The 23,909-nt window shown below is 65.2% G+C and carries 15 protein-coding genes; 4 read left to right on the top strand and 11 right to left on the bottom strand.

Annotated features, from left to right (window positions below; all coding sequences use genetic code 11):
* Positions 1-31: 31 nt before the first annotated feature.
* Positions 32-592 carry a hypothetical protein gene (locus HKK54_RS26090; protein ID WP_237150994.1) on the bottom strand — a complete coding sequence of 187 codons (561 nt, stop codon included), beginning with the start codon at positions 590-592 and terminating at the stop codon, positions 32-34.
* Positions 593-642: 50 nt separating this feature from the next.
* On the bottom strand, positions 643-1,659 hold the full coding sequence (locus tag HKK54_RS26085; protein WP_169388307.1) for an AraC family transcriptional regulator: 1,017 nt from the start codon (positions 1,657-1,659) through the stop codon (positions 643-645).
* Positions 1,660-1,827: 168 nt separating this feature from the next.
* Here HKK54_RS26085 and efeU point away from each other — a divergent pair, with 168 nt between their 5' ends.
* Genes efeU through efeO (HKK54_RS26065) form a run of 4 tightly spaced genes read left to right on the top strand, consistent with a single transcriptional unit; the run spans position 1,828 to position 6,057 of the window.
* A complete protein-coding gene (efeU, locus tag HKK54_RS26080; protein ID WP_010169493.1) occupies positions 1,828-2,676 on the top strand; it encodes an iron uptake transporter permease EfeU in 849 nt (282 codons plus the stop codon).
* 10 nt (positions 2,677-2,686) lie between these two features.
* Positions 2,687-3,889 (top strand): iron uptake system protein EfeO, encoded by a 1,203-nt coding sequence (efeO, locus tag HKK54_RS26075; protein WP_169388306.1) that lies wholly within the window; start codon positions 2,687-2,689, stop codon positions 3,887-3,889.
* A 14-nt stretch (positions 3,890-3,903) separates the two neighbouring features.
* Positions 3,904-5,211, top strand: a complete 1,308-nt coding sequence (gene efeB / locus HKK54_RS26070; RefSeq protein ID WP_169388305.1) for an iron uptake transporter deferrochelatase/peroxidase subunit — start codon at positions 3,904-3,906, stop codon at positions 5,209-5,211.
* Positions 5,212-5,238: 27 nt separating this feature from the next.
* Positions 5,239-6,057 carry an iron uptake system protein EfeO gene (gene efeO / locus HKK54_RS26065; protein ID WP_029615831.1) on the top strand — a complete coding sequence of 273 codons (819 nt, stop codon included), beginning with the start codon at positions 5,239-5,241 and terminating at the stop codon, positions 6,055-6,057.
* A 47-nt stretch (positions 6,058-6,104) separates the two neighbouring features.
* On the opposite strand, the gene HKK54_RS26060 is transcribed toward efeO (HKK54_RS26065), so the two are convergent.
* From HKK54_RS26060 to HKK54_RS26020, 9 genes are read right to left on the bottom strand one after another with little or no spacing between them, the layout of a single operon-like run.
* The gene (locus HKK54_RS26060) at positions 6,105-7,514 is read right to left on the bottom strand and encodes an isochorismate synthase (protein WP_169388304.1); all 1,410 of its coding nucleotides are present in this window, start codon (positions 7,512-7,514) and stop codon (positions 6,105-6,107) included.
* Complete coding sequence (locus HKK54_RS26055; protein WP_010169498.1) at positions 7,507-7,821, bottom strand: isochorismate lyase; 315 nt, start codon at positions 7,819-7,821, stop codon at positions 7,507-7,509. The genes HKK54_RS26060 and HKK54_RS26055 overlap by 8 nt, the downstream gene beginning before the upstream one ends.
* A gap of 12 nt (positions 7,822-7,833) precedes the next feature.
* Positions 7,834-8,613 (bottom strand): thioesterase II family protein, encoded by a 780-nt coding sequence (locus HKK54_RS26050; RefSeq protein WP_010169499.1) that lies wholly within the window; start codon positions 8,611-8,613, stop codon positions 7,834-7,836.
* Positions 8,610-9,698 carry a saccharopine dehydrogenase NADP-binding domain-containing protein gene (locus HKK54_RS26045; protein WP_169388303.1) on the bottom strand — a complete coding sequence of 363 codons (1,089 nt, stop codon included), beginning with the start codon at positions 9,696-9,698 and terminating at the stop codon, positions 8,610-8,612. The genes HKK54_RS26050 and HKK54_RS26045 overlap by 4 nt, the downstream gene beginning before the upstream one ends.
* Complete coding sequence (locus HKK54_RS26040) at positions 9,695-15,118, bottom strand: non-ribosomal peptide synthetase (RefSeq protein WP_169388302.1); 5,424 nt, start codon at positions 15,116-15,118, stop codon at positions 9,695-9,697. The genes HKK54_RS26045 and HKK54_RS26040 overlap by 4 nt, the downstream gene beginning before the upstream one ends.
* Positions 15,115-18,522 carry a non-ribosomal peptide synthetase gene (locus HKK54_RS26035; RefSeq protein ID WP_169388301.1) on the bottom strand — a complete coding sequence of 1,136 codons (3,408 nt, stop codon included), beginning with the start codon at positions 18,520-18,522 and terminating at the stop codon, positions 15,115-15,117. Before HKK54_RS26035 ends, HKK54_RS26040 begins: the two co-directional genes overlap by 4 nt.
* On the bottom strand, positions 18,512-20,269 hold the full coding sequence (locus HKK54_RS26030; protein WP_169388300.1) for an ABC transporter ATP-binding protein: 1,758 nt from the start codon (positions 20,267-20,269) through the stop codon (positions 18,512-18,514). The genes HKK54_RS26035 and HKK54_RS26030 overlap by 11 nt, the downstream gene beginning before the upstream one ends.
* Positions 20,266-22,014 carry an ABC transporter ATP-binding protein gene (locus tag HKK54_RS26025; RefSeq protein WP_010169521.1) on the bottom strand — a complete coding sequence of 583 codons (1,749 nt, stop codon included), beginning with the start codon at positions 22,012-22,014 and terminating at the stop codon, positions 20,266-20,268. The genes HKK54_RS26030 and HKK54_RS26025 overlap by 4 nt, the downstream gene beginning before the upstream one ends.
* Complete coding sequence (locus tag HKK54_RS26020; RefSeq protein WP_169388299.1) at positions 22,007-23,659, bottom strand: (2,3-dihydroxybenzoyl)adenylate synthase; 1,653 nt, start codon at positions 23,657-23,659, stop codon at positions 22,007-22,009. Before HKK54_RS26020 ends, HKK54_RS26025 begins: the two co-directional genes overlap by 8 nt.
* Between the last annotated feature and the right edge of the window lie 250 nt (positions 23,660-23,909).

The raw sequence follows: 23,909 nt of genomic DNA, 5'->3' as shown, positions 1-23,909 counted from the left end.
ACCAGGAACGGGCGCGTGGATTTTTCACACACTACTTGGACGGCGTGAAGAGCTGCGGGTGCTTTTCCCGGACCGAACGGGCGAACTGGTCGTCGTGGGCGCGCATCCGAATATTCAGGTCTGACATGCGTTTGTCAGCGATCTCGACGGTTGTCCACTCATAAAAATTGTTGACTGAATAGGTCAGCTCACCGTCATCGAAAAGCGCTTCGTACCGACCTTCATCTGTGCCTGGGGCCAGGTGCGCCTGGCGCATCAACGGCACCAGCGTTTTGACCCGCTCGGCATCGGTAGTGTTGAAGCTTATGCCGAGCTGACTGAGCCGGTCGGCCCCATCGAAGTAGGCCCGCACAACGTATATCGGAACATCACCCAGGTTATAGGCGCGGTTCGGTTCAAGTGCCCTGTAGTAAGGCATCGGCGGCTCAAACAGCATGTTCTTTTCCAGTGTCACTGCCGGAAAATGGCGCTGCAGGATCTCGATGACCTGCTGGCGCGGCATGCCCAGGGTGAAATCACCGATACCCATCGCCGACCAGGCGGTCAGCGGGAAGAGCGCGCAGCAAAAAAACACAGCCCATAATTTTCGCAACAGATATCTCCCTGAAGAGGTAGCAAATGGATATAGCGAGGCTGCGTGATTCAACTGGCCTCATTGAGAATCAAACTTCGGTAATGCCCGGGGTTTGAGCCCGACCACTTGCGAAACGCCTTGTAGAACGAGCTGGCATCGGCAAACCCCAGGCGGGTGGCGATTTCGGAAAAGCTGATGTCGGCATCGGCCAGCCACACGATCGCCAGTTCCTTGCGCACGCTGTCCTTGAGGCCCTGGTAGGTCTGCCCTTCTTCCGCCAGGCGCCGGCGCAGGGTCGACGCCGAGATGCACAGGGACGCCGCCAGCCCTTCGGTTTCCGGCCAGGTGTCGGCGGGCATTTGCCGCAGGTCGGTCTTGATGCGGGTGGCGAGGCTGTCGGGGTCGCGGTATTTGACCAGGATGTTGGCCGGGGCATGGGCCAGGAAGCGCTTGAGCTCTTCCGGGCTGCGCTTGATCGGCAGCTCGAGGCAGTCGGCGGAGAAAATCATCCGGGTGCGGGGCCGGTCGAAACGCAGGTTGTCGGAGAACATCACCTGGTAGTCGTCGCAAAAGTCCGGTTGCGGACAGCGCAATTCAATCGCCAGGATCGGGATGCGCCGCCCCGCCAGCCAGCAGGCAACGCCATGGACGATCATCCAGTAGGCGAAATAGGTGAAGGCCCGCTTGGGTTCCGGCTCCGGCTCCCACAATACGATTTCTGCCAGGCTCTGCTGGTGTACCAGTTGTGCAGGCATGCGCTCGAACATCAGCGACAGAAAGCCCAGGCCGGTTTCCAGCGCTGCGGCCAGGGTCGGTTGTGCCATCGAGGCGCGACAAAGGAATTCCAGGCTGCCGGATTTGAGCTTGCGCGGGTCCATGCCGAAAAATTCATCGTCCATGCGCCGTGCCAGCAGGCGCCACAGACGCGCGTAAGCCGTCGCAGGGACGCGTGCGGCTGGCTGTTCCAGCAGCGCCGGATCAATCCCGACCTTGGTCAGCACTTCGTGGGTCGCCGCACCCGGCGCGCAGCTCTGCAACAGGGCTTCGCGCACCAGATGGATGGAGATCGTGTCTTTTTCCGACATGGGGTATGGCGCAGTCCGGTGGCTGGAACGATGCCGCGCATTCTAGTGGCGGTTGCGGTTTGCCACCACCGTTCAGTCAAGGTTCAGTAAAGGTCAATATTTACTGTTTAGTAATGAGTATCATTATGTTACAACTTAGCATCCTATCTAATGATGATTCGGTGCCGAATGCTTGTTCCATTTTTAATCATGCTGCGTGAAGGCATAGAAGCGGCCTTGATCGTTGGCATTATTGCCAGTTATCTCAAGCAGACTGGCCGTGGCCAGTACATGCCAGCAGTGTGGATCGGCGTTTTTCTGGCAGCCGCCCTGGCGCTGCTGGTGGGCGGTGGCCTGGAGCTGGTCAGTGCCGAATTCCCGCAAAAACAACAGGAACTGTTTGAAGGTATCGTCGGCCTGGTAGCCGTGGGCATTCTCAGTTCCATGGTGTTCTGGATGCGCAAGGTGGCGCGCTCCATCAAGCATTCCCTGCATGAATCCCTCGATCACGCCCTGGCCGGGTCCAAACACCAGGTTACCGCGCTGATCGCCATGGTGTTTTTCGCCGTGGCCCGCGAAGGCCTGGAAACCGTGTTCTTCCTGCTGGCCGTGTTCCAGCAGAGCGAAGGCCCGGGCGCGCCGATTGGCGCCCTGCTCGGCCTGATCCTGGCGATCATCGTCGGCTTCCTGATCTACACCGGCAGCATGCGCCTGAACCTCGGTGCGTTCTTCCGCTGGACCGGCCTGTTCATCCTGGTGGTGGCCGCCGGCATCCTGGCCAACTCGGTACAAGCCCTGCACGAAGCCGGGGTGTGGAACCACCTGCAAACCGTCCTGTTCGATTTCAGCGCGACGCTGCCGATGGATGGCCCGCTGGGCTCGGTGCTGGCCGGCATGTTCGGTTACCAGGACGCCCCGACCGTGAGCACCCTCGGGGCCTACCTGATCTACCTGGCAGTGGCCCTGGTGATGTTCTTCTTGCCGGCGCCGCCGAGCAAGCCGGCCACCCGTACAACCTCTTCCGTTTCCAGCCAGTAAGGACCGCCTCTTGTCCAACCAAACCCCTCAACCGGCTCCGCCCTCCCGCGCCTTGCGCTGGGCGGTGGGCGGCTCGGTGGTCGTGATGATCGCCGCCGGTGGCCTGTTCTACTACGCCTCGCAGCTGGCCGCCTCCAAGCGCCAGGCCAACCACAATGAAATTGCCGTGACCATTCACGCCCACAGCTGCGAGCCGAACGCGCTGACGGTGCCGGCCGGCCACGCCAGTTTCCGCATCATCAACCGCTCGGACCGTGCCGTGGAGTGGGAAATCCTTGACGGCGTGCTGGTGGTCGAAGAACGCGAAAACATCGCCCCGGGCCTGAGCCAGGTGATCAACGCCAACCTGCTGCCCGGCGACTACCAGATCACCTGCGGCCTGCTGAGCAACCCGCGCGGCACCTTGAAGGTCACGCCAACGGCCGAGTCAGACGCGCAAGCCAAGGCCAAACCATCGATGGTGGCGTTCATTGGCCCACTGTCGGAATTCCGCGTGTACCTGAGCAGCCAGGGCAGCGCCCTGGTCAAGGCCGTTACCGCGCTTGAACAAGCCATCGAAGCCGGCGACCTTACCCAGGCCCAAGCACTCTACGTGCCGGCCCGCGAGGCATACCAGCGCCTGGCGCCGGCCTCGCAACGCCTGGCGGAGCTGGACAACGCGATCAACGCCCGTGCCGACTACTTTGAAAAACGCGAGCAGGACCCGGCCTTCAGCGGCTTCCACCGCCTTGAATACGGCCTGTTCCAGCAGCGCAACCTCGACGGCCTGACCCCGGTCGCCCAGCGCCTGGTCACCGACGTCACCAGCCTCAAGCAACAATTGCTGGCCCAGTCGCTGCCGCCGGAACAACTGGTGAGCATTGTGGTGCGCAACCTCAACAGCCTGGCTGACGTCCGCGCCGCCAGTGGCGAGGAAGAACGCTACAGCCATATCGACCTGAACGGGTTCGCCGCCAACCTGGACGCCGCCCGCAAGGTGGTCGACCTGATGCGCCCCCTGTTGACCAAATCGGCCGAGCCATTGCTGCCGGGCATCGACAGTGCGATCACCGCCCTCGACGCCCAGCTCAACGGCTTGAAAGTCGATGGCCGCTACGCCACGTATGACAGCGTTACCGCCGATCAGCGCAAGCAGATCGCCGACAAGGCCAAGGCTCTGGCCGTTGCACTCGATGGAATCGACCCCGCCCTTGGCCTTTCCGGCCTGAAGTGAAGACGACCGTAGACATGAGTGATTCAGAACAATTTTCCGCCCAACGTCGTCGAGTATTGCTGGGCATGGCTGCCACCGGCGCTGCCATTGCCGGCAGCAGCCTGAGCTGCCCGGCGATGGCCGCCAACGCGGCCGCACAAGTCACCACCGCACCCAGCAGTGAAAAGACCCAGGACCATCACGATTACCACGGCAAGCACCAGACCGGTATCGTCACCCCGCGACCGGCCTGCGGCATGCTGGTGTCGTTTGACGTACTGGCCAGTGACCGCGAAGACCTGGAGCGGCTGTTCCGCACCCTCAACGAGCGCATCGCGTTCCTGATGACCGGCGGCACCGTGGTGCAAGTCGACCCGAAACTGCCGCCTACCGATTCCGGCATCCTCGGCCCGGTGGTAACGCCGGATAACCTGACCATCACCGTCTCGGTCGGCGAGTCGCTGTTCGACGAGCGTTTCGGCCTGGCCGCCGTCAAGCCCAAGCGCCTGATCCGCATGGTCGGTTTCCCCAACGATGCGCTGGAACCGGCGCAGTGCCACGGCGACCTGAGCCTGCAGTTCAGCTCCAACACCCCGGACACCAACATCCACGCCCTGCGCGACATCGTTAAGAACATGCCGGACCTGTTGCTGGTGCGCTGGAAACAGGAAGGCAGCGTGCCGCCCCAGGCCCCTGCCCGCCCCGGCGAGCCGGCACAAAGTGCGCGCAACTTCCTCGGTTTTCGCGACGGTTCGGCCAACCCGAACTCCAACGACAACAAGGCGATGGACCAGATTGTGTGGGTTCAACCCGGCAGTGACGAACCGGCCTGGGCCGCCAATGGCAGCTACCAGGCGGTGCGGATCATCCGCAACTTCGTCGAACGCTGGGACCGCACGCCCCTGCAAGAGCAAGAAAGCATCATTGGCCGGATCAAGACCAGTGGCGCGCCCATGGACGGCCAGAAAGAAACCCAGGTCCCGGACTACAGCAAGGACCCGGAAGGCAAGTTGACCAAGCTCGATGCGCACATCCGCCTGGCCAACCCGCGTACCCCGCAGACCCAGGCCAACCTGATCCTGCGCCGGCCGTTCAACTACTCCAACGGCGTCAATAAAAACGGTCAGCTGGACATGGGGCTGCTGTTCATCTGCTACCAGGCTGACCTGGAGAAAGGCTTTATCAGCGTACAAACCCGGCTCAACGGCGAGCCCCTGGAGGAATACCTGAAGCCGGTCGGCGGCGGTTATTTCTTCACCTTGCCAGGCGTCACCGGGCCCCAGGACTTCATCGGGCGCACGCTGCTTGATGCGACACATCCACAAACCACTGCCAATACCTAAAACAAACCCCAGAGCGGAAATCGTCCCATGAAGAAGTCGTCTCTCGCATTGTCGTTGTTAATGAGCCTTTCGCCGCTGGCCGCCTTTGCCGCCACCGCGCCACTGGATCTGGTAGGGCCGGTGTCGGACTACAAAATCTACGTCACCGAAGAAATCGGTGAGCTGGTCACCCAGACCCAGGCGTTCACCGATGCGGTGAAAAAAGGCGACCTGGCGACGGCCAAGAAGCTGTACGCGCCAACCCGCGTTCACTATGAGTCCATCGAGCCGATCGCCGAGCTGTTCAGCGACCTCGACGCCTCCATCGACTCACGCGTAGACGACCACGAAAAAGGCGTGAAAGCCGAAGACTTCACCGGCTTCCACCGCATCGAGTACACCCTGTTCTCCGAGAACACCACCAAAGGCCTGGACGCCCTGGCTGACAAGCTCAACAGCGACGTACAAGACCTGAAAACCCGCGTGGACGGCCTGACCTTCCCGCCGGAAAAAGTCGTAGGCGGTGCTGCTGCCCTGCTTGAAGAAGTCGCCGCGACCAAAATCTCCGGTGAAGAAGACCGTTACAGCCACACCGACCTGTATGACTTCCAGGGCAACATCGACGGCGCGAAGAAAATCGTCGACCTGTTCCGTCCGCAGATCGAGAAGCAAGACAAGGCGTTCGTTGCCAAAGTCGACAAAAACTTCGCCACCGTGGACAAGATCCTGGCCAAGTACAAAACCAAGGATGGCGGTTTTGAGACCTACGACAAGGTCAAGGAAGCCGACCGTAAAGCCCTGGTTGGCCCGGTTAATACCCTGGCTGAAGACCTGTCCACGCTGCGTGGCAAGCTTGGCCTGAACTGATCAACACCCGTCATACTCTCGCCCGGCCTGCCGGGCGAGAAGCTTCTTCAGGCTGATGCCACCTGTGCCACTCCCGAGGGCCGCAAGGCATCGCGGATGGTCCGCAGTTTCAGGCAGGTTTCCTCGTACTCACTCTGCGGGTCCGACTCGGCGACAATGCCGCAGCCGGCGAACAAGTGCGCCTCACAGCCACGGATCAGCGCCGAACGCAATGCCACGGCGAATTCACCGTCCCCCTCCGCATTCATCCAGCCCACCGGCGCGGCGTACCAGCCCCGATCGAGTTGCTCGTGTTCGCGGATATACGCCATTGCCTCACGGCGTGGCAGGCCGCCCACCGCCGGCGTCGGATGCAGCGCCTGAACCAGTTGCAGCAGTTGCACGTGGGGATGCAAGCGGCCCATCACCGGCGTCAACAAGTGCTGCACGTTAGCCAGCCGGTGCAACTGCGGTTGGCTGGCAATGTCAAGCATCGCGCAATACGGCTGCAAGGCGTCGCGCAGGGTTTGCACCACCAGGGCGTGTTCGTGGCGGTCCTTGGGGCTGTCCATCAGGGCCTGGCCCAGTTCGGTGTCCTGTTGCTCATGGCGACCACGGGGACAGGTGCCGGCCAGGGCCACCGTGTTCAGTGTGCCACGGGCCACGCGCACCAGCCGCTCGGGGGTGGCGCCCAGAAAGCAGCTGTCACCCCGGCTGAACGCAAAGAGGTAGGCCTGGGGATAGGCCGCCTTGAGGTTTTCCAGCAGCGGGCCACAGGGAATGGTGCGGTCGGTACACAGCCGTACTTCGCGGGCCAGTACCACCTTGCGCAGGTCACCGGCGTTGATGCGCTGCACGGCCATCGCCACGCTGTCCTGCCACTGCTGGGCACTGATGACGTTTTCGTCATTGGGGGTGCCGAGGGGAATCTCCTGGCGTGGCGCACTGGCGTAGCGCGACAACAGCAGGGCCCACTGGGCTTCCAGGCTCCGGGCGCAACGCTCGGCGTCGGCCCCCGGCTCCAGCCATTGGCTGAAGATCACATGGTGTTGCTCGGCCTCGCGCAGCAGCAGGATGCGTGGCAGCACCAGGGACGTTGCGGCAAACGACTGCCATTTGAGCGAACGCGGCCCCTGCGGGTCGAAGGCAAAACCGCCGCACAGCAACGGTTGGCGCGGCCCCACCCGGTGGGCCTGGCTCAGCAGCGCTTGCCACGCCAGGGCGCTCGCGTTGAAGCGATCATCCACCCCGGGGCTGATTTCTTCGGTGCAGCCAAACCCGGCCACGCCCATGGCGCCCCGGTCGCTGGACCAGAACAGGCTCTGCCCGAGCACCTGGCGGTTGGCGGCGAACAGCCGCAGCGGGTCGAGGCGCTCCCAGGCCAGGCTGAAGACCACCAGCGCCGCGGCGCCCTTATCGCGCGCCAGGGTTTCGCCCTGGGTCAGCGCCTGAAGCAATCCCGGCAGACGCTCACTCATGCTCGGCTCCTTGATGCTGCTGGCGCCAATGGCGCACTTGCTGGTCGATATTCCACTGGATGATCTGCGCGAACAGCGGCACCACAAACATCGGGTCCAGCCCTTCGCGCTCCGCCCAGCGACGGCGATGGGGCAGCATGGCGGCGACCCGTTCGGGGGCGGCGATGCTGGCTTCGGTCGGTTTGAATTGCGCCGCGGCCTTCACGTAGGCCAATCGCTGACCGAGGGCGCGGATGATGTGCTCGTCCAAGGTGTCGATACCCAGGCGGACGTCTTCCAGCCCGGTGCACTGCTCAGGTGTTTTCATAGGATTCTCTGCTCATGGGGTCGACGGCCAGCACTGCCAGGCCGGTTCGGCGGGACTGCCCAGCAACAACTCCAGGTGCTCGATCAGGTCGGCCTGGCTGTCGCGCAGGTAAAAATGCCCGCCGTCGAAGGTTCGAAAGTCGGTGACCTGGCGCGTGACCTCCGACCAGGCGTGGGCTTCTTCCTGATCCACTTCGCGGTCGGTGGTGCCCAGGCACACGCTCACTGGGACGTCCAGCAGCTCGCCGATATCGCCGCGATAGGTTTCGATCAGGCGGTAATCATTGCGCAGCGCGGGCAGATAAAGTGCCTGCATCTCGGGGTCATCCAATGGCGAAGGCGCACCCCCCGACAGGCGTCGCACATCCGCCAGCAACCCGGCATCCGGCCCCTGGTGCAATTGGCTGTGGCGTTGTCGGTGAGGCGCCGGATGGGCGGAAACAATCAGCCGTTGCAGGGCCTTGCCCTGACGGTGCAGGCGCCGCGTCACCTCATAGGCCAAGGCAGCGCCCATGCTGTGGCCGAACAGCACCAACGGCCGGTCGGACAGGTCCCAGAGCGCCCGGGTAATGGTGCCTGCCATCCATTCCAGGCTGCCGGGCCAGGTCTCGGCCAGACGCTCTTCGCGGCCGGGGTATTGCACGCTGACCACTTCAATGTCGACCGGCAACAGCGCCTGCCAACCACTGAAAAATCCGGCGCTGCCGCCCGCGTGGGGCAGACAGACCAATCGGCAACGCGGGGTGTGAGGCTGCGGGTAACGCCGCAGCCACGGGCTGGCGACTTTTTTCATAGCACGCCCTCCTCCAGCTCAGTGGTGACGTGGATCCGGGTGTGCGGCAACCAGCGCAGCACCTGGCGCAGGCAGTCGTCGGCGTCCATCACCTGAGCGGCGTAGTGCGTGCCTTTGGGCAACCGGGCCCATTGCAGCGCGCAGATGGCCGCCACCGTGCCGGTCAACGCCGAACCATCACCGGCACGCAGCCAGGCGCTGGCCTGCTGAGGCTCGCCGTGTTGCAGGCCTTCCATTTCCACCGCGAGCAACTGGTAGGGCGTGCGCCCTGCCAGGTCGAGGGCACTGGCCTGCACCAGGCTGGCGACGTTTTCTGCCGAGTGCCTGAGTGCCGGCGGCGAACCCTGGATACGCCCCAGTGCCGCTCGCAAGTGCCCGCCGTCGAACAGGTTGTAGCCCTCCGCTTGCGGCACCCGCAACGCCGTAAACAGGCGCTGCTGTTCGGTGGTGAGGTAGGGATAGGCCGTCACCGCACCGCCCACCAGCCAGGGCCGCTCGAAGTGTTCATCGGCGGGCACGGCGGACTTGACTGCACGGCCCTCGGCCCAACCCATCGAGGCCTGGCCGTAGCCGTTGCCCAGGCTCAACAGAAAATCCTCGGCGGCCGTTGTCGACAGCCGCCCCAGCCCGACGGCATAGCAACGCACGGTGTCGACACGTTCAAAGGACGCCGCCAACACCTTGGGAAACAGACCGGACAACCCCGGTAACATGCCGGCCGACAACACCACGCGACGACCGGGCGGCAACTGCGCGGGCAACACATGGTGCAGCGGGTCATCGCCGCCCACATCGAGGTAATCGGCGCCGCTGGCCAAGGCCGCCAGTGCCACCCGGTCGAGCACCTTGTAGCTGGGCCCTGCGCAATTGATCACCAGCTCGCAGCCGCTGCAAAACGCTGCCAGGCTGCGGGCGTCCCACAGGTCCAGTTCACGGACCTCGGCCCGCCCGTTCAACTCCCGGTGGTTAAAACGCCGGCCTTGCCCGGGGTCACGACCGCCCAGGCGAAGGCGGTAGTGCCCCACCAGCACCCGGGCGACCTGCCGACCGACATGCCCATACCCGCCTACAATCCCGACGTTCATGCCGCCACCTGCGCCAGCCGCTCGAACGCCCGGGCCACGGCTTCGACCTGCGGGCTCTGCATGCAGCTGAAGTGGTCGCCCGGCACGTCGACAACCTGCAACTCCCCGAGGCACAGGGCTTGCCAGTATTGGCTCATGTCCCGGTGCATGCCCGGCAGTACCTGAACCTCGCCGCATTGGCGGATAAACACCATGTCGCCGTCGTAAGGCGTGGCCTGGTGCAACGCGACGGCGGCGAGGCTGTGGCGCAACACCTGCAATTGCTCCCGCAGCCAGTCCAGATCGCTCAATTGCGAGCCCGCATGGCGCATCGCGTCGGCAATCGCCTGCAAACGCTGGTCAGCCGACTTGCGTCCCAGGGCCCGCAGGCAGGCCAGGGCCGTGGCGCAATCAGGCTCGTCCTCCAGCGCCAGCAATGCACCCTGGGGCACGCGGCCGGGTGTCTGGCGCAGCACCTTGGCAATCGCCCGCTCCATGGCCTGTTCATCCAGCGGGTAACCCAGGGTGTGCGGGTCGGCCTGCATGACGCGGGCGAACACGTACTCGGCCAGCAGATCATCCTCGATCATGAACGGCACGCGGTAGCTGCTGATCACCGTCAGTTGCAGCACCTCGATGCCCCTGGCCGCCAGGCAGGAGGCGAGTTCCGTCGCCAGCAATCCGCCGAGGCAATAGCCGACGATGCTCACCTGACGCCGGCCTTCGGCGTGCAAGGTGTCGGCATAACGTTCGGCCAGTTCACGAATCGCCGTGGCCGGCGCCAGGGCCAGGTAACCCGGTACGTCATTGAGCACCAGCCCTTCCAGTGGCGCTTCTTCCCCCAGCGCGGCAAACAGCGCGCGATACGGTGCCAGGGTGCCGCTGCCGTCATGGACAAAGATTCGCGCCGGGCCTTGCACCTCATCACGAATACGCACCAGCGGCGAAAGACTCTCGCTGCCCTGCCCCCGCAGGTAATCCGCCAGGGCGGCCACCGTCGGCTGATTGATCAACTGCCGCAGTAAATCCCCCCACGGCACGTTTCGGGCCTGGGGCAGGCTTTCCCGCAGGCGGCCAACCACCTGGGCCACCAGTAATGAGTCGCCACCCAGTTCAAAGAAACCCTGCTCACGGCCCACGCTCGGCACCCGCAGCAGGGTTTGCCAGACCTCGGCAATGCTGCGCTCCAGCGCATCCAGCGGCGCAGCGCCGCTGTTGGCCTGTTGCGTGGCCTGGGCAATACCCAGGTTGGCGAGGGCCTGGCGGTCGACCTTGCCGTTGGCCGTCAACGGCATTTCATCCAGCACCCGCCACTCGGTGGGCACCATGTAGTCCGGCAAACGCTGGCCCAGATGCGCGCGCAACGCCTCGGGTTCGAGGGTGTGGCGGTCGGTCTTGAAGCGCGTGATAAACAAGTGCTGGCCGATCTGCGACATGGCATCGTCTGCCGCAGGCAGGCACAGCGGCGTCTGCGCGCCGGCCTCCTGCAACAACTGGTGCCACTGCTCGCGGCGGATAAACGTGGTGTCCTGTGCGGCACGGAAATCCTCGAACGCGGTCAGGCCCTCCTTGAACTCCATGGACGCCATGATCTGGTAGGTGTCGCGCGTGGCCTCGATAAAGATCAGCCAGCCGCCGGGTGCAAGCATTTCCCGCAACCGGGCCAGGACCCGGCTGGCGTGCCGCGAGTTGTGCAGCACGTTGGCACACAGGATCACATCCAGGGAGTTGGCGGCGATGCCTTGGCCCCAATGATCGAGGTTCAGGTCAAACAGCCCGTAGCTGACCCACGGAAACTCGACAAAATGCTCCCGCGCTTCGTTGAGGAAAAACTGCGACAAGTCGGTGAACTGGTAGTCCACCGCCAAGCCGTCCAGGGCCGGAATCAGGTCGGCGCTGGTGCCGCCCACGCCCGCGCCGATTTCCAACAGGCGCAGGCGCTGGCCCGCCGGTTGCAGCGCGGCGATTTCCTGCACGGCTGCGCACACCGCCTGGTTCAGGTACTGGCTGATCAGGTTCTTGCGGTAGGCACCTTCGGCGGTGTCGGTACGGCCTTCGGGGAACAGCAGGTGCAACGGGTCGAGCCGGTCGCTCATCAGTGCCGGCAGTTGCTCCTGGCTCTCGCGCAGGTAACGCAGCACTTCAGCGCCCCAGCCCACACTGGGTTCAAGGGCCTCGATGCGTTGCCACAGTTGACGGTACTCGGCGCCCGAGACCCGCAGTGACGAATAGGCGCCGGTGTGTGGATTCTGGTCCACCAGTTGCTCGCGGTGCAGGGCTTGCAGCCAGCGACGGATCAGCCGCTCATTGCGGGGCGCGACCTCGCATCCCGTCATGACCTGCGCCAGGTCATGCTCGACGCCCGGTTGATCAAACAACCCCGGACGTTGCAGGGCCAGGCCCATGGACAGCAGCGCGGCACGCTCGACGCAATCGGACATTTGCGTGATCAGCACCTCGGTCAATTGGCCTTTCACCCCGTTGGCCGCCGCCAGGGCGTTGGGTGCCAACCGGGCAGGCCAAGGCAATGGCGTATCGCGCAGCGTGCCGCGCACACAGGCCTGCAAACGCCGCTCGAACGCGCCTTCGCCCGCGGCGACTACCACGGCCGACTCCACATTGGGATGGCTGAGCAACGCACTCTCGACTTCCGCCAACTCGATGCGATGGCCGCGCACCTTGACCTGGAAATCCTCACGGCCAAGGAACTCGATCAGCCCGTTTTCCAGGTACCGACCCAGATCGCCGGTGCGGTACAGACGCTCGCCACTGTGGGCGTGCTCGATAAAGCGCTCGGCGGTTTTCTCAGCGTCCCCCAGGTACCCCATGGCCAGGCCGCTGCCGGCGATAAACAGCTCACCCGCAACGCCCTGCGGACGGTCACGTCCCTGCTCGTCGAGCACCATGAAACGTTGGTTGGCCAGCGGCGCGCCGTAGGGAATGCTGCGCCATTGCGCGTCCACCTCGGTGATCGGATAGGCAATCGACCAGATCGCCGCCTCCGTCGCGCCGCCCAGGCTGATCAGTTGCAGCGTGGGCAGCAACGCACCGATCTCGGCGGGCAGATTCAGCGGGATCCAGTCGCCGGACAACAACGCCAGGCGCAGGCTGTGCGGTGCTGCCGCGGGGACTGCTTGCAGGTAATGGGTCAGCATCTGCAACTGCGCGGGCACCGAGTTCCACAGGGTCACGCCATGCTCGCGGGCGCACGCCGCCCAGTGGGACGGATCAGCCCGGCGGCCGGGGTCGGGCAGCACCAGCGCGCCCCCCACCGCCAGCAGGCCGAAGATGTCGTACACCGACAGATCGAACCCCAGGCTGGCCAGGGCGAGCACACGGTCTTCGGCGCCGATCGCGAAGCGCTGGTTGATATCGACCACGGTGTTGAGGGCCGCCTGGTGGTTGATCATCACGCCTTTGGGAATGCCGGTGGAGCCGGAGGTGTAGATCACGTAGGCCAGCTGTTGCGGTGTCACTGTTGGCGTGGGCAGCTCACGGGTGGCGGCATTGCCCGCCTGGTCGACATGCAGGCACTGAGTCACCTGGGCAGGCCACATCAGGTCCGCGCTCAACCACGACTGGCTGAGCACCCGGCTGACGTCGGCATTTTCAATAATCAGCGCGCGGCGTGCCGCTGGCTGGTTGGTGTCCAGCGGCAGGTACGCCGCGCCGGCGCGCAAAATTCCGAGCACGGCCACCACTTGGTCGATGCCCTTGTCCATGCACACCGCCACCCGCTCACCGGGCTGGCAGCCGGCGTCCAGCAACTGCTCGGCAATCGCCTCGGCGCGGCCTGCCAGTTGCGCGTAGGTGAGTGGCCGTGAACCCTGGATCAGGGCGATGCGGTGTGGTGCTGCGCGGGCCTGGCGAAAGAACGGTTCATGCAGCAAACCCGGCGGAATCGGCTGCGCGGTCTGGTTGATCAGCTCCCGCACCAGCCGTTGGGGCGCCGGCAGTTCCAGGCAGTCATCCAGGGTCCAGGCCGAGGGTTCACGGGCCAGGCGCTTGAGCAGGCGTTCGAAGGTGTCGAACATCGCCTCCAGCATCTCGTCATTGAACACGCCCTGGCGAATGTCCCAATTGATGTACAGGCCACTGTCGCGCTCGCTGACCTGGCAGTCGATCAGCACCTGCGGGGTCTGGCTGATGCCATGCACCAGGTGTGCGCCGGGCATGAACGCCCCGCCGCCACTTTCACCGCCGGCGCCGAGGGTGCTGGTGAAGGCATAGGGCATCAACGCCGCCTCACGGCCTTTGCGCCGCGCAAGTTCGCGCAGTACTTCGATGCCGGAACACAGGCGGTGGTCCATGTCCTGCCACAGGCGCTCCTGCAACTGCTGGCTGCGTTCGCCGAAACTGCCGCCTTGCAAGGTCTGGACTTCCAGCAGTTCCACCGAGCTGAAATCCCCCACCAGCCGGTCGACCTGCGGGTGCAGCGACAGGCGATTGAGCAAGGTCAGGCTCAGGCAGAAATGCCCCTTGCGGCTCCAGCGCCCCAGGGTCTCGGCATAGCAGGCGAGAATCGCGGCCGACACCCCCACACCGGCGGCCGCCGCATTCAGGCGCAGGGCGTTGAAATCCCGGGCCTCCAGGCTCAGGGCGCGACGTTCGAAACGCGGGCCGCTGGGTGCGCCCATCATCGGCAATTCCGGGGCACCAGGCAGGCTGTCGACCCGCGCCCACCAATACTGGCGGTCACGCTGGTAGCGCGGCTGCTCGCGCAGGCGGCGTTCACCCAACACGTAGTCGCGAAAACTGATGGGGGCTGCCGACGGCAAGGCTTCGCCCCGGTAAACCTGCTGCAACTCGGCCAGCAGCATGCGCACGCTCTGGTAGTCGCATACCAGCAAGTCCACTGACAGGTGCAGACGCGCATGCTCACGGCCCTGGCTCACGCACAACTCGATCAGCGGCCACTGCCGGGGCGAGGCCTGGCGGATTTCCATGCGCTCGCGCAACGCCGCCAACCCCTGGCCGTCGTCGTCGCGCAGGTCGTGCCGGGCGATCAGGTAATGCGGCACCTGGGGCAGGATTTGTTGGTAGCCGTCTTCCAACACCACCGCCCGCAGCATGTCGTGACGGGCCACCAGATGGTTCCACGCCTGCTCCAGGCGCGCCGGGTCGAGTTCCTCGAGCTCAAATTCCAGGTAGCCATGACAGGCCACCCCGCCATAGCTGAATGCCTGGGTACGACCCATCAGGTAGGCAGCCTGCACGTCAGTCAGCGGAAACGGTTCGCTGCGGGCGGCCAGGTCCGCCGAGACGGTGGGCATTCCCGGTTCCATCAGCTGTTGCAACAGCGCGTCCTTGTGCTCGCGCAGTTGTTGCAAGCGGTCTTCGTCCATCACCCCGGCCGGCGCTCGATAGCGCAGGCGGCCCTGCTCTTCCCAGAGTTCCACACCCAGTGCCTCGAGTTCCTGTTGCAGTTGCTGCAGTGTCATAGCGCACCCTCCACCATTGCGTTCCGGTTGACGTGGTCCTGTTCCCGTCGGGCGGCCAGCCATTGGGCCTGCCGGGCGACGGTGGCCGCGTTGAAAAAGTCTTTCAGCGACAGTTCGACGTCGAACTGCCGGGCAATCCGTTCGATCAGGCGCGCCGCCAACAAGCTGTTGCCGCCGAGGGCGAAGAAGCCCTGATGGCGCCCCACCAGCGGAATGTCGAGCAGCTCGCGCCAAAGCCCGGCCAGCAGTTGCTCGGCTTCGCCTTGAGGCGCGTCTTCACTCTCGGGTTTGGCGCCCTGGCGTTGCTCCTGCACCAGCCACAACAGGGCGGCGCGGTCGACCTTGCCGTTGGCGCTCAGGGGCAGTTCGCTGAGGTTCAGCCAGTGGTCCGGCAGCATGTGTTCCGGCAGCCACTGGCGGAGCCACTGGTGCATGGCGTCGGCATCCGGCACCGCGTCGCCCGTCAGAGCCGCTGCCAGTTGCGGGTTGGCACCCGGCAGTACCAGGGTGACCGCGCGACTGACAGCCGGATGGCGCTCCAGGGCCACGTCGATTTCACTGAGTTCGATACGGAAACCCCGGACCTTCACCTGGTGGTCCATGCGCCCGAGAAATTCGAGGTTGCCGTCGGGCCAGTAGCGGCCCTGATCACCGGTGCGGTACCAGCGCTGCCCGGCCTGCTCGACGAACCGCTGGGCGCTGAGGTGCGCCAGGCCGCGGTAGCCTTGGGCAACCCCGGCCCCGCCGATCCACAATTCCCCCGCCACCCAATCCGGGCAATCGCGGCCCTGGCTGTCGACCACCCGGAAGCACTGGTTATCCAGGGGCTTGCCGTAGGGAATCGAGCGCCAGTGCGCGGGTACTTCGTCGACATCCTGGACGTTGGACCAGATTGCCGCTTCGGTGGCGCCTCCGAGGGCGGCAAACCGGGTGCTTTCGCCGGCAGCCACGCGCAAGCGGCGTGGCAGGTCCAGCCCGACCCAATCGCCCGAGACCATCGCCAGCCGCAGTCCGGCCAGGGCATTTGGCTCGCGGGCCTTGAGGGTCAGCATGTCGAGCAGGGCCGGCACCGAGTTCCACAGGGTTACCCGTTGCTGGCGCACCAGGCGCAGCCATTCAGACGGTTCCTTGCGGCAGGCATCCGCCGGCAGCACCACCGCGCCACCGACACTCAACAGGCCAAACAGGTCGTACACCGACAGGTCGAAATCGAGGGCGGACACGCCGAGCACGCGGTCCTGCGCGCACACCTGATAACGCCGGTTGATCGCCTCGACAGTGTTCAGCGCCGCTTGATGGGACACCTCCACGCCCTTGGGTTCGCCGGTGGTGCCGGAGGTGAAAATCACATAGGCCAGCGCCTCCGGTGAGACCTCGACCGGCTGCTTCAGGGGCGTGGCCGAGCGGGCCTGGGCCAGGTCCACCACTTGCAGGTCTGCCAGCCATACACCGCGATCGCGGTGGGCCGCATCGGTGATCACCACCTTGGCCCCGGCACGCTGATAAATCATGTCGCGACGGGCAGCAGGCTGCTCGATACCCACCGGCACATACACCGCGCCCGCTGCCAATACGCCGAGCACCGCGATGATTTGCGCCTGGCCCTTGGGCAAGGTAATCGCCACCGCATCGCCTGTTTCGATCCCCCACTGGCCGAGGGCTCCCGCCACGTGCAAGGCCTCGGTTGCCAGCTCGGCGTAGCTCAGTTCACCTTCCTCGGTGATCAACGCTACCCGTTGCGGGTGCAGGCGCGCCTGCTGGAAAAAGCCTGCGTGCAGCAGCCCTTTGTCATAGGCCCAGGGCGTGTGATTGACCGCGGTGCGCACCTGTTGCTGGGCGTGCGGCAACGGCAGCGGCGCGGGTTGGCGCCAGTCACCGGTGCACAGCCACGCCAGCAGGTCGCCATAGGCAGCGAACATTTCATCCAGCAGGCCTTCGGGGAACAGCGCGTCCACCGCGTCCCAGTTCAGCAGCAGGCCGTCGGGCAGCGGATAGCTCTGGTGATCGAGCCACACCTGGGGTGTTTGCGACAACGCCCAACCCGGTTCCCCCAGGTGTTCTCGGCAGGTGGCGTCGACAAATGCTTCGCCGAGGTTGCAGGCAAACACCACCGGTGCGCCGCCTTGCCGGGTGCGGGACAACTCACGCAGCACCTCCACACCGGGCCAGGCACTGTGGGCAATATCGCGGTGCAACTGGCGTTGCAGGGTTTGCGCCTGTTGCGCGAAAGAACCTGCCTGGCGCTGGTCGACCTCCAGCAGCACCAGGTTGGAAAAGTCGGCCAGCAGGTGCGGCACGCAGGGGTGCAGTTCCTGGCGATTGAACAGCGGCACGTTCAACAGGAAATGCTGGCTGGCGCTCCAGCGGCCCAGCACTTGGGCATAGGCGCAGCACAATACGCTGGCCAGGGTCAGGCCGTGTTGCCGCGCCTGGTCTTCCAGGGCGTGCAACTGGGCACGGCCGAGGCGCATTGCCAGGCGACGAAAGCGCGGCGCGCCGAGGGACTGCGGCTCCTGCGCCAGGGGCAGTTGCGGGCCGTCGGGCAAATCATCGAGGCGCTGCAACCAGTAGTCACGTGCGCCCGCATCGGTGGTTCGGGTGGCACTCAGGTAGTGCGCAAAATCCCATTCGAGGCGTGGCAGTTGCGCTTCCTGCCCGCTGTAGATCAGCGCGAGATCCCGCAGCAGCACGCTGATACTCAACACGTCCGCCACCAGCAAATCGATGTTCAAGTGCACCCGGCTGCGGCCGTTGGGCAAGTGGCTCAGTTGCACATCGAACACTTCGCCCCGACGCACCTCCAGGCAACGGTGAGCCAGGCGCTCGCGCAGGGCCAGCGCATCCGGCAATTCATGCACGGTCAACCCGGGCCATGGGCTCACCGGCAGGATGCGCTGGCAGGTGGCCGTGGGGAAACAGGCGCGTAGCATCGGATGGCGCTGGGTCAGGCGCACCACCGCGTGCTCAAGGCGTTGCGCATCAACCTGAGGCCCGTCCAGCTCCTGATACAGGTGGCAGCCGACGCCGCCCAACGGCATGGCCGGGTCGCGGCCAAACCAGTAGGCCTGCTGCAAGGGCGTGAGCGGGAAATCACTGTCAGTGGCAACGGGCTTGAGGTGAGCCGGCGGGCCGCGACGGCGATCGATCAGGGCCCACCAGGCCTCGAGGGTCGGCCGCTCAATCAGTTCGGCAAAGCTCACCTGCACACCTTCGCGGGCGAGCAACGCCGGCAGGCGCATCATGCTCACCGAATCCAGGCCTTGCTCGATCAGCGAGGCGTCGGGCTCCAGGTCCTGGGGGGCATAGTTGAGCAACTGCGCGACACCGGCGCACAGCGCCTCGGGGCTGTGTGCGAGGCCGCCGGGTGAAGGATGAACGCATGCCAGTGCTGGGTTATCGGTCATGGGGGACGGTCCTTTGGGGAACGGTAGGGTCTGGACGCAAGCGCCAGCGATTGATCGCTTCGCGCTCGTGGAACAACTCGCGGTAACGGCCGGGCACGGCCATCAACGCGTCATGGCGGCCGACCTGGGCCAATTGGCCGTGGTCGAGCAGCAGAATCTGGTCGGCATGGGGCGCCAGCGTCGGCTTGTGGGTGACCAGCACCACGGTGTGCTGGCGGGCCAGTTGCAACAGGGTGCGATTGACCCGGGCCTCGCTGATGGCGTCGAGGGCCGCCGTCGGCTCATCCAGCAGGATCAGCGACGCGTCCTTGAGCAGCACCCGCGACAACGCCAGGCATTGGCGTTCACCCCCGGACAGGCTCACGCCCTGCTCTCCCAGCAGGGTCCGCCAGCCCTGGGGCAGGCGTTCGGCGAGGCGGTCCAGGCCCGTGGCGCGGGCGGCGTGCTGCCATTGCTCTTCGCGGGCGTCGGGGCGCCCCAGCAGCAGGTTGTCCAGCAGGCTGGCCGGCAATGGCGGGCTGTCCTGGAACATCAGCGCGACCTGGGTATCCCGGGCCAGTGCCGACTGTTGCCGCAGGTCGACACCGCCCAGGCAGATCGCCCCGCTGCTGACATCGCTGAAGCGCGCCAACACGCGCAACAGGCTGGACTTGCCGGAGCCGGACGCGCCCACCACCAGGTTCAGCGAACGCTCTTGCAGCGTGAACGTGATGCCCTGCAACACCGGCTGCCCGTGGCGTACCAGGCCGACGTCTTGCACCTGCACGTCGAAACCTTTGGCAGATTGAGGCTCAAGCGGCTCAGGCAAACCCGGCATTTGCAGCAGATGGCGCAGGCGATTCAACGCGTGGCGGGTCTGGCGCAAGGTGGTACCAAGATTGACCAGCGCGCCCATCGGCTCCACCAGGCAGGTGGCGAGAATCGCCAGCGCGAGGAACTTCGCCGGGTCGAGGGTGCCACCCAACACGGCATACAGGCCGCCTAACAGAATGGCGCTGTAGCCGGCCTGCAACACCACGGCCAGGCCCAACGCAGCAGGAAAGGTTCGCCAGTGGGCGTGACGCTGGGCCTGTTGCTGCTGGGCCAGGGCCTCGGTGAGCAAGTCGAACCCTTGCCCGGTGCGCCCGCTGGAACGCAGCAACGGTTGCTGGCGCAGAAACTCCATCACCCGCGCTGCCGCTTCATTGGCTGCGGCTTCGCTCAGCGCTTCGGCCTGCCCGCCCCAACGCACGCCCCAGTGGTACACCAGCACCAACAAGGGCAACGCAGCCAGTGCGGCCAGCGCCATGGAGCGGTCGTAGAAAAACAGCGCCAGCAGCAGCGCCAGGGGCGTTAACAGCGCGTTGGCCATGGGTTGCAGCAGGTGTGCCGGGGTGCTCATGATTTGCAGCACGGTGTGGGTCACCAGCCGATTCAGCTCCGCGCTGCGCCGTTCCACAAACCATTCCAGCGGCAGTTGCACCAGCTTTTCACCGATACGCCGGTTCAACGCCTGGGCCGCCTCGGCACCGGCGCGATAGCCCGCCAATTGGGCATACCGGCGCAACCACAGGCACAGCACTGCCATGCCGGTGAAGCCAAGGGCCCAGGCCCAGGGCGTTGCGGTGCCGAACCATTGGGCAAAGGCCATCGGCAACAGGGCCAGTGCCGCGCCCTGGGCCAGCGCGCTCAACGCCATTGCCATCAGCGCGCGCCGCACCAGGCCGGCTTCACGGGGTTGCAGGCTGCGTAACAGGGCGCGAATCATGCCCGCGCCCTCTTCAGCGCTGTCGCCGAGAACTGTTCGGCCGCCCATAGCCCGGCGTAGGCGCCCTGCTGGTCCAGCAAGCCATGATGGGTGCCGCGCTCGACAATCCGCCCGCCTTGCAGCACTACAATCTGGTCGGCGTCCTGGATGCTGCTCAAGCGGTGGGCGATCACCAGCACCGTGCGCCCACGGGCCAGGCGTGACAGGGCCTGCTGGATCGCGGCTTCGGATTCCGGGTCACTGGCGGCGGTGGCTTCATCGAGGATCAGGATCGGCGCTTCACTGAGCATGGCCCGGGCAATACCCAGGCGCTGCACTTCCCCGCCGGACAGTTGCACGCCGGCGCCGAGCACCGTGTGATAACCCTGGGGCAACGCGAGGATGCGCTGGTGAATCTGTGCGGCCCGGGCGGCGGTTTCCACCTCGGGCAGCGTGGCTTCGGGGCGTGCCAGGCGCAGGTTGTCGAGGACGCTGGTGCGCAGCAGGCGCACGTCCTGGAACACAAAGGCGACCTGGCGGTACAGCGCCGCACTGTGCATGTCCCGCAGGTCGACGCCGCCGATGCGAATCGACCCGGCGGTCACGTCTGCAAAGCGTGCCAGCAAGGTGGCAAGGGTGGATTTGCCGGCACCCGAATCGCCCACCAGGGCGGTCAGCGTGCCGGGTGGCAAATCCAGGTCAATGCCCTGCAGCACCTGGGTGCCATCGGGATAACGAAAGTCCACCCGCTCAAAGCGGACCTGCCGCCCTTGAGGTTCGCGAGACTCGCGGGGTTGCGGCAACGTCGCGCTGTTCAGCACGGCAGCGATCCGGCTGGCGGCCATGCGGCCTTGCACCAGCGCATCCGCACCATGCCCGAGGGCCGCGACCGGCGCCGCCAGCGCCGGCCCCAGCAACAGGAATGGCAGCAATTGCACCGGCAGCAGCCAGCCGCTCCCTACCAACAGCGCACCGCCCAGCAACACCAGGGCCAGCACCAGCAACGGCGAAAGCAGCACCTCGACACTCGCCCCAAGCCCGGCCCAGCGCTGGGCCCAGCAGGAAAAGAAACCGGCAAAACGTTCGACCGCCGCGAAAAACTTCGACTGCACCCGATCAGCCCGGCCGAACGACTTGACCATGGCGATGCTCTGCACAAACTGCTGGGTGGCCTGGGACAGGTTGCCCAGCGCCGCGCCCAGTGCTTTCTGGTCATCCCGATAAGCCCGGGAGCGCAACGCCCGCAGGCGCCATAACGCAACCACCGGCGGCAGCAGCACCACAACGGTCATCGGCACACTCACCGTCAGCAGGTACAGCAGGCAGGCCAGTGGCGCCACCAGTGCGGCGGCGAGGTTGTTCGGCAGGTGCGCCACCAGTTGATGCAGGGCGCCCACATCATCGAGCAATACGCGGTCGACTTTTTGCCCGCCACGGGCACTGAACCAGGCCAGTGGCACCCGCGACAAATGCGCCGCCAGGCGCTGGCGAATCTGGCGCTGCAGGTCGCTGTCGGCCAAGTGGGTCACCTGCAAGGCCGCCGCCAACCCGAGCATGCGCAACAGCAAGGCGCCCGCGCCGGCCAGCAACCACCAGAACCCGTCCTGCAGGTCGAGCTTGCCCTCCAGCAGCAACGGCGCCAGTTCCGCCACTGCGATCAACGGCAGCAAGCCGATCAAGGTCGCCAGGGCCTGCAGCAGCATGGCGCCGATCAGCCGGCCACGTACGGGGGCAAGCAGCGTGTGCAGCGGATTGTTATCAGCCACGGGCCGCACTTCCCTCAGGGGTTTTCGCCCCGAAATACAGCTGTTGGATGGCCTCCCGCAGGTGCTTGCGACTGACCTTGCCCACGCCGGTCTGCGGGAACCCAGGGATAAACTCGAAGCGATCCGGCAGCTTGAAGGCGGCAAGCCCTTGCTCACGCAAATGGCGCAGCAGCTCCGGCGGGCGCGGTGCGGTGCCACGGGGAATCACGAAGGCGCAGGTGCGCTCGCCGAGGTAGGCGTCGGGCATCGCCACCAATGCCACATCGGCCACGGCGGGATGGCTGAGCAGGAGGTTTTCCACTTCTTCGGCGGCAATCTTTTCGCCGCCCCGGTTGATCACGTCCTTGTCACGACCTTCGACCATCAGGTAGCCGTCGGCGGTGAGCATCACCCGGTCACCGGTGCGGTAGAAACCGTCGGTGGTGAAAGCCTGGGCGTTGTGCGTCGGGTGGCGGTAGTAACCGCGAATCGTGTACGGGCCACGGGTGAGCAACTGGCCAACCTGGCCCTGGGGTACGTCCTGTTCGTTGTCGTCCACCACCCGGATTTCATCGGCCGGGGACAGCGGTTTGCCCTGGGTGTGCAAGACCCGTTGCGGCGGGTCGTTGGGGTCGGTGTAGCAAATCAGCCCTTCGGCCATGCCGAACACTTGCTGCAGGCGGCAGCCCAGAGTGGGCTCCACACGCCGGGCTGCCTCGAAGCTCAGCTTGGCACCGCCCACCTGCAACAGTTGCAGGCCCGGCAAGCCCTGCCCCCGGGCCTGGGCAGCGTCCAGCCAGACCAGCACCAGTGGCGGCACCAATGCGGTGTGGGTCACGCGTTCCTGCTCGATCAGCGCAAAGCAGGTTTCGGCGCTGGGTGAGGGGCTCAAGACCACGCGGCCGCCCATCAGCAAGCTGCCCATAAACCCCGGGCAGCACATGGGAAAGTTGTGGGCCATCGGCAATGCGGCGAGGTACACCGTAGCCTCGGTCAGGCCGCAACGCTCGGCGCTGGCCCGTACGTTGTAGAGGTATTCGTGGTGGCGCCGAGGGATCAGTTTCGGCACGCCCGTAGAGCCGCCGGACAATTGGAAACAGGCCACTGCGTCGGCCGCCGGTAAGCAAAAGGATGGGTGTGGGGTGTCCAGATAGAGGTCTTCGAGTGCGGTGAACTCTTCGGCCTCGCCCGCCACAATCACCCACGCAAGATCCGCGTGGGCAGCCTTCAAACCCCGCGCCATGGCGCGATAATCAAAGCCCGCCGTGACGTCGGCGCACAGGTACGCCCTGGCCTGGGCAAACTCGCAGAAGCGGCCGATTTCCAGATGACGGTGGGCCGGCAAGGCGAAGATTGGCCGTACGCCAAGGCGATACAGAGCGAAGCACACTTCGACAAATCCCACGCAGTTCGGCAGTTGCACCACCACGTTGTCCCCCGCCACCAACCCCAGCAGGGACAGCCCGTTGGCCAGTTGATCGACGCGTTGATCGAGTTGCCGATAGCTCACCCGCAGCGCTCCGTCGGTGATCGCTTCACGGTCGCCAAAGGCCTGGGCAGCGTTGCGCAGCAGATCGCCAAAGGTCTCGTCGCGCCAGTAGCCGGCGTCGCGGTAACGCTTCGCAAATGCCTGGGGCCAATCGGGGCAGTCATCGTTGAAAGTCATGGGGTCTCCAGAGTTTTTTTCGGCAATAAGGGGCCGTTGCCGTGAACAAAAGGCCTGCGGGCAAGGGTGAAAAAGGCTAGGGAGAATGGGGCATTGAGCGGTTCATCCATGAGTCGCCAAGGGCTGCGGAAATGAGAGTGATTATTAATAGTCAAAAGCCGCAGCACGGCAACCGGCAGGACATTCGTTTGCGCGGCTTTTTCTTTTGATTGCGCAACACCGCCGTTTTCTGCGGCCTGCAGCGATGAGA

Origin of the sequence: Pseudomonas sp. ADAK13, assembly GCF_012935715.1 — a bacterium.
GTDB lineage: Bacteria > Pseudomonadota > Gammaproteobacteria > Pseudomonadales > Pseudomonadaceae > Aquipseudomonas.
Note: the sequence above shows the minus strand (reverse complement) of the source record. Positions and strands in the feature narration are given on the sequence as shown.